Raw genomic sequence first — 8994 nt, forward strand, 5'->3', positions numbered from 1 at the left:
TATAGTATCTTTACAATCCTATGCAGACCATATCTTGTTTTATTGTAGAAGACGATCCTCAGGCATTTTCTTTTGCTTCATCCATTATAAAAAATTACAAAAACATAGCTGTAATTGGTAACTCTAATAGTATTAATGATGCTGCCGAAGTAATAAAAAAGCTAAAACCAGACTTTATAATTTTAGATGTTTTTTTAACAGATGGTAATGCTTTTGAGTTTCTTCCTTTATTTAAAACCATAGATTTTAAAATAATTTTTACCACTTCATACGCAAAATATGCTATTGATGCATTTAAGTTTAGCGCTATAGATTACTTATTAAAACCCTATGATGAAAAAGAATTAACGACTGCCATAGACAAAGTACTAACCGATATTAGTAAAACAAACCACGAGTCACAGTTAAGTACATTAATGTATAATCTTTCTCATAAAGATCAATCAAAAAAAATAGTTCTAAAAAACGCAGATACTATTCACGTTGTAGATATAAAAGATATTCTGTTTGCAAAATCTGATAACAACTACACCTCTTTTCTACTTACTAATAACAAAAGCATATTAGTTTCTAAACCGCTTAAATCTTTTGATGAAAAGCTAAGCAATCATAATTTTTTCCGTGTTCACCAGAGTTATTTAATTAATTTAAATTACATATCTTCATATGATAAACGAAATGAAGAAGTTCTTTTAAACGAAAAACACGCTATTCCTGTTGCTCAAAGCAGAAAAAAAAGTCTTCTTACTTATATTGATGAATTATTCTAATATCTCTTCACTATAAATCCTCTTTAAACCACAGCTATTTCTAATTACTTCTCGTGAAATTCTCATTTACAAGAATAACCGTTTTAAATAGTTCTAATTTTAGATTTTAGAAAACACAATCAACACAACATTCTACATTGCATTATCATCTTAATCCATAGAAGATAAAAAAGAGCACTTCCAAAACTAAACTAGGTCGTTATACGATATTAGGTAGATTAACTATAAAAAAATTATTAAACTATAATTAAAATGAAAATGAAAAAGACACTATCAATCTTAACTTTAATAACTATTTGTACACTAGTACAATCTTGTTATGTTGTAAAAAAATCTGATGAATTTTTTGGGATTGAAACTTCTACCAGAAATACGTTATACCTTATAGATATCTCTGGTAGTATGGAAGGTATAGATGAAGGTTCTATAAAAGACCAAGTTGTTAGAGAAGTTGGCAACAAAGCAGGTAACCAAGTAAGTAAAGTTATTGGCGGAAAAATTGGTAATATCCTGGGCAAACAGGTTACCAAAGAAGCAACTAAACTTGGTGCTGTAAAACGTAAATTAATACCTGCTATAAAAGGACTTCCTGACGGTAAAAAATTTCTTGTTTTTTCTTATAACGACAATGTTACAAAACAATCTACAGCATTTAGAGTTGCAGATAATTCATCTAGAACATCTTCTAATATTTTTGTTCAAAATTTAAAAGCAGGTGGTGGTACAGATACACTAAAAGGTTTATTAGAAGCTTTATCTACAAGTAGCGTAGAAGAAATTGTATTAATGAGTGATGGTTTACCTAACGGTGGCCCTGATGCTGTACTACAAGAAATACGCAGAGTAAACACTAACAATATAATTATACACACCATTGCATTTGGAGATGATGCCGATTTAGATTTTATGAGAACATTAGCTCAAGAAAACAACGGTACATTTATTACTTCAAAAATGTAAGTCTTAAGTCTAGTACTATAGTAACATCTTAAAAAATTAGATTCAAAAAAAATCTAAAAAAGCCCAAAAAAATAAGTTTTTTGGGCTTTTTTTATTCAAAAATGTTCTTTTTTATTCAAAAACAGACATTTTACGCGACAGTCTGTCACCCTCGCTATATAAAAAATACTCTTTCAATTTAAAATATTGCAATCATTTTACACCTCAATTAACAACATCGCAATCTATAGGCGTATCATTATCATATTAATGAATCCCTAAAATTGAATTTTAAAATACGGACTCTCGCATGGTCCTTGTGCCCTATAGAGTATATAAAACAATATTTACATAAAATGAGAGTATTAGTAATTGGAGCAGGTAATATGGGGTTAACATACTCAGAAGGTATGTCTAAATCTCCACTTTTAAACAAACACAAACTTAGAATTTACGACACTGATCCAAAAAAAATTGAAACACTTAGAAAAAATGATGCATTTAATGTTTTTGAAAACTTAGAATCTTGTTTACCTCTAGCAGATTTAGTTTTTATTGCGGTTAAGCCTTACCATAGCGATGATTTGTTTTCTGAAATGAAATCTATGATTAATGATCAGCAAATTTTTGTGTCTTTAATGGCTGGTGTTACCATACAATCTATACAAGAAAGATTACAAGCCAAAAAAGTAATACGTACAATGCCAAATTTACCAGCACAGGTTGGTAAAGGCGTAACATCTTACACAGAATCCAAAGAAGTATCTAAAGTAGAGTTGTTAATGGTTCGTAATTTATTAGATACAACAGGAACATCTATACACGTTAAAACAGAAAACTTTATAGATGCCTCTACAGGTATTTCTGGTAGTGGTCCTGCCTACGTTTTTTACTTTATGCAATCTATGTTAGAGGCAGCCTTAAAAATGGGCTTTTCAGACTATGACTCTAAAGTTTTAGTAAGTAGCACTTTTGAAGGAGCCATAGAATTATTTAATCAAAATGATATTTCACCAGAAAAATGGATAGATCGCGTAGCATCTAAAGGTGGCACTACACAAGCAGCTATAGATTCTATGGAAGATAATAACGTAAAACAGCTTATACAAGATGCTGCATACGCTGCATTTAACAGAGCCATAGAAATGGGAAAAGAAAAATAAAAAACAATAAAATGGAAATTAAAAGAGTGGTTGTAAAAGTAGGTACAAACGTACTTACCAATAAAGACAATAGAATTTTAGGTCCAATTTTAAAAGAGCTCGTTCGTCAAATTTCTGTATTGTACGAGAGAGACATAATGGTTGTTTTGGTTTCTTCTGGATCTGCTATTGCAGGAAAAGAAATATTAGGAGAAACAAACATCACAGATAAATCTACCAGAAGACAAGTCTACTCTTCTGTTGGGCAACCTAGATTAATGAGACATTATTATAGCCTTTTTAGTGATTATGGTATGCGTTGCGCCCAAGTATTGGCTACTAAAAGAGATTTTGATTTAGGTGTACATAGAGATAATATGATTAATTGTTATGAAGGTTTATTATCTGAAGGCATAATACCAATTGCCAATGAAGATGATGCTGTTTCTGTAACAATGTCTATGTTTTCTGATAATGATGAGCTAGCGAGTTTAGTTGCCGAGTTAATAGACGCAGATAGACTTATTATTTTATCAGACACAGATGGTTTATACACTGGACATCCAGATGATGAAAACTCTAAACAAATTAGCGAAGTTACTCACGACCAAGACGTAGAGCAATATGTACAAGCTAGTGACAAAAAAGAAGGTGAAGGTCGTGGCGGTATGGCTTCTAAGTTAAAAATAGCAAAAAGTACAGCAGAAAAAGAAATACCAACCTACATCGCAAATGGTAAAAAGCAAAATGTTATTGTAGACATTATTGATAATAAAAAAATAGGAACAAAATTTATTCATTAAAATTGAAATTAATATGAAATTATTAAGCTCCAAAATAAAAAATAACGTTCTAGAATCAATGCTAAGAATTATTGAGAACGACAGAGAACAAATTCTAGAAGCAAACAAACAAGATATTGAAGCTTTTAACAAAGAAGACCAAGCACTTTTAGACCGTTTAATAGTAAACAACGCCAAAATAAACGGAATGATTAAAGCCATTACAGAAGTAAAAGAACAAGAAGATCCTGTTGGTAAAGATATATCTAACTTAACTTTAGATAGCGGTTTAGTAATCACAAATAAAACAGCTCCGTTTGGTACTATTCTTATAATTTATGAATCTAGACCAGATGTTACAATAGAAGCTGCTGTTTTAGCCTTTAAAGCCAATAATAAAATTTTATTAAAAGGAGGTAAAGAGGCGTTACAAACTAATATTATTTTAGAAAAATGTTGGCACAAAGCTTTAGAAGAAAATAATATTTCTAAAGACTGGATAAATCTTTTACATCTTCAAAGAGAAGAGACTCAAGAATTTTTAAGAAATCCACCAGAAAAACTAGATTTAATAGTACCTAGAGGAGGAGAACGTCTTATTAAATTTGTTAAAGAACACGCCAGTTGTGCTGTTCTAATTAGTGGTCGTGGAAATAACTTTTTATATGTTGCGGAAGACGCAGACTGGACTAAAACAATGCGTGTAATTGTAAATGCTAAAACTGATAAAATATCTGGTTGTAATGCCTTAGATAAAGTACTAATAAATAAAAACATTAGTAATTATGAGGTTAAGATTAAAGAATTAGAACAAGTTTTAAAACAACTTAATGTTAGTATTGTTACAGATAAAAACACTTCTAATTTAATACCTGAAAATGATAAAATTGAAAATACAGCTATTTGGGAAGAAGAATTTTTAGCATTAAAGATTCTTATTGCTGAAGTAGACGATTTAGAATCTGCTATAAATAAAATAAATAATTATTCTGGCGGACATTCGGCTGCAATACTGACTGAAGACTCTGAAAAAGCTAAAACATTTATGGAGCAAGTAGATAGTGCTGCGGTATACCATAATGCATCTACCAGATTTACAGATGGCGGACAAATGGGCGTTGGTGCAGAATTGGCAATTAGCACAGACAAACTACACCATAGAGGTCCGTTAGGTCTAAAACAACTTGTAACCAACAAATATTATGTTTTTGGAGATGGCCACATAAGAGAATAAAACCACCTAAATTTTAGCGCTAACAAAAGGAGATTGTCTTTACACAAAAAGGCAATCTCTTTTTTGCTTTTAACCCCTATAAAAACAGTAAAAAAACAGTTTTTCTTACTATAAATTTTAACCTATAAAAAGAGTCAAAACAAGTTTTCTTTAATCCCAAACAATGCTAAATCTCTCTTTATTTAACACCAAATTAACAATTTAAGACAAAACAACCTCTTTTTCTTAAGATATTCATAAATAAAAAAAACTAAAAATCTAAAAAGCCATTCTGTGCGTAAAACTAAGAGAGAACAGCAATAAAAAACTTTTAATTTTATGAACACTATACCTATGCTTATAAAAACATCATACCAAAAAACTGCTACAGTTTTTCAAGACTTTCGCTCTTTAGTAGATGAAAAAATAGTTGAATCAAAAAAGAACAATTCACTAGCCATACTAGTTTTGGTTAGCACATTTATACTAATGTTAGGATCTATATATTATGTAGTTTCTTTTCAAAGTGATTTTCTTCAGTTTAATCAAGAAAGATCTAGTTCTTTATTTGGCTTTACATTTATGGTTATTGCAGCAAGCTTGTTAGCTTTTAAAGTTTTATTTTTCTTATTTATACTATACAGATATTTTAAATACAAGCCTATAGCATCTGTTTCTGATGAAAAATTACCAACTGTTACCGTAATTGTTCCTGCATATAATGAAGGGAAACAAGTATACGATACATTAATTAGCTTAATTAACAGCGATTTCCCAAAAGAAAAGCTACAGTTAATTTCTATTGATGATGGTAGTGCAGATGATACTTGGAATTGGATGCAAAAAGCAAAACAAAAGTTAGGTGAAGGTGTAGAAATATACCAACAACCAGAGAACAAAGGTAAAAGACACGCATTATACCGTGGTTTTAATATAGGTACAGGAGATGTTTTTGTTACTGTAGATAGTGATTCTATTGTAGACGCAGATACATTAAGAAATTTAGTTAGCCCATTCGCTGTTAACGATAAGGTAGGTGCTGTTGCTGGTAACATTAGAGTATTAAACAAAGCAAAAGCATTAATTCCAAAAATGCTAGATGTTAGTTTTGTATTAAGTTTTGAGTTTGTACGTTCTGCTGAAAGCACATTAAATTCAGTTTTATGTACGCCAGGAGCACTAGCAGCTTACCGTAGTTCTGCTGTTTTTAAAATACTACCAAAATGGATTAACCAAACTTTTATGGGTAAACCATCTGATATTGGTGAAGACAGAGCTATGACAAATATGATCTTGAAAGAAGGTAACCACGTGCTTTTTCAAAGAAATGCAAATGCATATACTAATGTCCCAGAAAAATACAAAGGACTTTACAAGATGTTCATTAGATGGGGAAGAAGTAATGTGCGTGAAAACATAGAAATGGCTAAGTATGTATTTACTAACTTTAGAAAAGAATCTAAATTAGGTTCAAGATTATTATTTATAAGCCAAGCTATTAAAATAATAATGAGTTACCCATTTTTAATATTTATGCTATACTTTATTGTATCTCATCCATTATTATTTTTAAGCTCAACATTATTCAGTATTTTAATACTATCAACATTCTCGGTTATATTTTATTCTAATAAATACAAGCCACAAGAATCTTTATGGGCCTATACATACAGTATACTTTACACATTTGGCTTATTCTGGATTACACCTTACGCAATAGCTACTGCAAGTAGAAGAGGCTGGTTAACCCGTGGTTTGGCAGAGAAAAAATAAGAAAACAAATAATTTTATATTACTAAAGTAGATGTGCTGTACCGTGCATCTACTTTTTTTATATCAACTATATAAAATAAAAGAAATAAAACAAGGTCTATTTGTTGGGTTACAGGTTTATTTTCGACTAAATAAAAATAAAAAGATAAAATTAACATTATTAAAATGTAACATTTCTTCTTTTTCTACGTATAAGTATATGCACCCCTTTGGTTGCGCGTAAATTATATATTAAATGAGACAGCTTAAAATTACAAAACAGGTTACCAATAGGGAAACCGCATCGCTAGATAAATATTTACAAGAAATTGGTAAAGTAGACTTAATTACTGCCGATGAAGAAGTAGAATTAGCACAGCGTATTAAAGCGGGAGATCAGGTTGCCTTAGAAAAATTAACTAAAGCCAACCTTAGGTTCGTAGTTTCTGTTGCTAAGCAGTACCAAAATCAAGGTCTAACATTGCCAGATTTAATTAACGAAGGTAACTTAGGTCTAATTAAAGCTGCACAACGTTTTGATGAAACTCGTGGATTTAAATTTATCTCTTATGCTGTATGGTGGATTCGTCAATCTATATTACAAGCGTTAGCAGAACAATCTCGTATTGTACGTTTGCCATTAAACAAAATTGGATCTATTAATAAGATTAATAAAACTTTTGCTTTCTTAGAGCAAGCACATGAGCGTAAGCCATCTGCAGAAGAAATTGCAAAAGAATTAGATATGACTATTGAAGATGTAAAGCAGTCATTAAAAAATTCTGGCCGTCACGTATCTATGGATGCTCCTTTAATTGACGGTGAAGATTCTAACCTATACGATGTATTACGTAGTGGTGAATCTCCTAATCCAGATAGAGAATTATTAATAGAATCTTTACGCACAGAAATAGAAAGAGCACTAGAAACACTAACACCAAGAGAAGCAGACGTAATACGTTTATATTTTGGTTTAGCAGAGCAGCACTCTATGACTTTAGAAGAGATTGGAGAAACTTTTGACTTAACAAGAGAAAGAGTTAGACAAATTAAAGAAAAAGCTATTAGAAGACTTAAACACACTTCTAGAAGTAAAATATTAAAAACATATCTTGGATAAACCATAACGGTTTATAAGCACAATTCTTTTTTTAACAACCTATAGCAACTGTTGTTGTCTTTTTGGTATAAAAATTGTAATTTGTGAACTGTAACAACAGTTTATCATAACTGTTCGTTTTTTGATTGATGAATGAACTCCGGCTGATTACCGGAGTTTTTCATTTTATATAGTTAAGCATCGTTAACTAACCAAAGTTACCCTTTTACTCACTGCCCATTTTTTCTTTACATAGGTTCCTTTAAGTTTACTTAAATTAAATCAAGACCTATGAAAAAAGTAATTACCACAACAATGCTACTAGCACTATTACTATCTTCCTGTGACAAGAAGATTTTTAAAGAACAATTATATACTGAAACTACAGAACAAGAAAAAATAAATACTGACAGTAAAAAAATTGCAGATCTACCAATTCAAATAGATTCAATAACTACTCAAATCTTAATACATCCAATTATTTTAGTTGATAAGGAACCTAAAAAATACCTAGATAGAAGCTCATACAAGGCCAATAACAACACAATTGATTATGTGAATCATTATAATGATATAATCACAGGAAACATTGTGAATCTAAATTTTGAAGGAATAGATTCAAATAAGTTTGTTACATTATCAACTCAAGATATAAAAATTAACAGCATTACCTTTTTAAGAGATATATACAACAACACAACAAAGGAACTCCTTCTCTATTCTGTTTTAGACACAGATACAAATAATGATAAATTAATAGATGCTAAGGACAATTCAACCTTATATATAAGTCATATAAATGGTAGTAATTTTAAGCGTTTATCATTAGTAAAAAACGATATTTTATACCGCCATAAATTTACATTAAATAATCAAAGGTTATATTTTAGTACACTACAAGACATCAACAAAGACAATACATTAGACACAAAAGATAAACTTCACTATGGCTATATAGATTTAACTAGTACAAGTTTGGTTATACACGCGTATACCCCTCTATAAACTAAAAAAGGCCTAGAGTATATCTAGGCCTTTTTTGATGCTATTTGTATAAACTATGACTTGTAATCTATACTATCCTTAAATTTAGGGTATAAAAAAAGCCCTTATCGTTAGATAAGGGCTTTTGAAAAAAGGCGACGGCCTACTCTCCCACCTAGTGGCAGTACCATCGGCGCAGATGAGCTTAACTTCCCTGTTCGGAATGGAAAGGGGTGAGCCTCATCGCCATGGCCACCTTAAATTGTTTGTTAATTGCTATACCTATTGTATAACACTCAACAGCTAGTTTTAA

General features: G+C 30.6%; 8 protein-coding genes and 1 rRNA gene. 8 read left to right on the top strand and 1 reads right to left on the bottom strand.

Translation table 11 applies throughout. The features are described from left to right. Window positions 1–20: 20 nt before the first annotated feature. The 8 genes from BT107_RS16990 to BT107_RS17025 all read left to right on the top strand — a co-directional run bounded on the left by BT107_RS16990 (window position 21) and on the right by BT107_RS17025 (window position 8702). Window positions 21–770 (top strand): LytR/AlgR family response regulator transcription factor, encoded by a 750-nt coding sequence (locus BT107_RS16990; RefSeq protein ID WP_072305041.1) that lies wholly within the window; start codon window positions 21–23, stop codon window positions 768–770. A 252-nt stretch (window positions 771–1022) separates the two neighbouring features. After that, on the top strand, window positions 1023–1730 hold the full coding sequence (locus BT107_RS16995; protein ID WP_072305042.1) for a VWA domain-containing protein: 708 nt from the start codon (window positions 1023–1025) through the stop codon (window positions 1728–1730). Window positions 1731–2065: 335 nt separating this feature from the next. Next, a complete protein-coding gene (gene proC, locus BT107_RS17000) occupies window positions 2066–2872 on the top strand; it encodes a pyrroline-5-carboxylate reductase (RefSeq protein ID WP_072305043.1) in 807 nt (268 codons plus the stop codon). Between the two features lie 11 nt (window positions 2873–2883). Continuing rightward, on the top strand, window positions 2884–3654 hold the full coding sequence (proB, locus tag BT107_RS17005; RefSeq protein ID WP_072305044.1) for a glutamate 5-kinase: 771 nt from the start codon (window positions 2884–2886) through the stop codon (window positions 3652–3654). A gap of 13 nt (window positions 3655–3667) precedes the next feature. After that, window positions 3668–4867 (top strand): glutamate-5-semialdehyde dehydrogenase, encoded by a 1200-nt coding sequence (locus BT107_RS17010; RefSeq protein ID WP_072305045.1) that lies wholly within the window; start codon window positions 3668–3670, stop codon window positions 4865–4867. 318 nt (window positions 4868–5185) lie between these two features. Beyond that, the gene (locus tag BT107_RS17015; RefSeq protein ID WP_072305046.1) at window positions 5186–6619 is read left to right on the top strand and encodes a glycosyltransferase family 2 protein; all 1434 of its coding nucleotides are present in this window, start codon (window positions 5186–5188) and stop codon (window positions 6617–6619) included. 235 nt (window positions 6620–6854) lie between these two features. After that, on the top strand, window positions 6855–7718 hold the full coding sequence (locus tag BT107_RS17020; protein WP_013620242.1) for a sigma-70 family RNA polymerase sigma factor: 864 nt from the start codon (window positions 6855–6857) through the stop codon (window positions 7716–7718). A 270-nt stretch (window positions 7719–7988) separates the two neighbouring features. Further along, window positions 7989–8702, top strand: a complete 714-nt coding sequence (locus BT107_RS17025) for a hypothetical protein (RefSeq protein WP_072305047.1) — start codon at window positions 7989–7991, stop codon at window positions 8700–8702. A 129-nt stretch (window positions 8703–8831) separates the two neighbouring features. Here the strand turns inward: BT107_RS17025 and rrf are convergent. Beyond that, a 5S ribosomal RNA gene (gene rrf / locus BT107_RS17030) occupies window positions 8832–8941 on the bottom strand. Window positions 8942–8994 lie beyond the last annotated feature (53 nt).

Source organism: Cellulophaga fucicola (genome assembly GCF_900119145.1).
Classification (GTDB): domain Bacteria; phylum Bacteroidota; class Bacteroidia; order Flavobacteriales; family Flavobacteriaceae; genus Cellulophaga; species Cellulophaga fucicola.

Excerpts from the sequence above, each read along its gene's own strand:
- BT107_RS17010 (WP_072305045.1), top strand. The coding sequence starts at position 3,668 with ATGAAATTATTAAGCTCCAAAATAAAAAATAACGTTCTAGAATCAATG.
- proC (WP_072305043.1), top strand. The coding sequence starts at position 2,066 with ATGAGAGTATTAGTAATTGGAGCAGGTAATATGGGGTTAACATACTCA.
- BT107_RS16995 (WP_072305042.1), top strand. The coding sequence starts at position 1,023 with ATGAAAATGAAAAAGACACTATCAATCTTAACTTTAATAACTATTTGT.
- BT107_RS17020 (WP_013620242.1), top strand. The coding sequence starts at position 6,855 with ATGAGACAGCTTAAAATTACAAAACAGGTTACCAATAGGGAAACCGCA.
- BT107_RS17015 (WP_072305046.1), top strand. The coding sequence starts at position 5,186 with ATGAACACTATACCTATGCTTATAAAAACATCATACCAAAAAACTGCT.
- BT107_RS16990 (WP_072305041.1), top strand. The coding sequence starts at position 21 with ATGCAGACCATATCTTGTTTTATTGTAGAAGACGATCCTCAGGCATTT.
- BT107_RS17025 (WP_072305047.1), top strand. The coding sequence starts at position 7,989 with ATGAAAAAAGTAATTACCACAACAATGCTACTAGCACTATTACTATCT.
- proB (WP_072305044.1), top strand. The coding sequence starts at position 2,884 with ATGGAAATTAAAAGAGTGGTTGTAAAAGTAGGTACAAACGTACTTACC.